Annotated in this window: 1 protein-coding gene; it reads right to left on the bottom strand. The window is 68.1% G+C overall.

Annotated features, from left to right (window positions below):
- Window positions 1-229, bottom strand: a 229-nt coding sequence (locus R0J88_RS24175) for a hypothetical protein (RefSeq protein WP_410901483.1), incomplete at both ends; no start/stop codon positions are given.

Here is a 229-nt window from a genome sequence, read left to right as displayed (position 1 = left end):
CGCCTCTTCCCGGGGTTGGCTTTGCGCCGCCTGGGGCGCTTCGGCCTGCGCCTGCAACTGGGCCGCCTGCTGGCTGTATTCGCGCAGGTAGACGATGAACTCCTGCAGCAACCGATCCCACAGCTCCAGCTGGCTGCGCAGGTGGGTCTCGCCGACGCCGGCCACCACCACGTCCATCTCCATCACCAGGAATTCGCCCTGCAGCGACAGCCGGGCAAAGCGCCGTGAG

Origin of the sequence: Pseudoalteromonas sp. SIMBA_162, assembly GCF_046535955.1 — a bacterium.
Taxonomy (GTDB): domain Bacteria; phylum Pseudomonadota; class Gammaproteobacteria; order Enterobacterales; family Alteromonadaceae; genus Pseudoalteromonas; species Pseudoalteromonas marina.
Note: the sequence above shows the minus strand (reverse complement) of the source record. Positions and strands in the feature narration are given on the sequence as shown.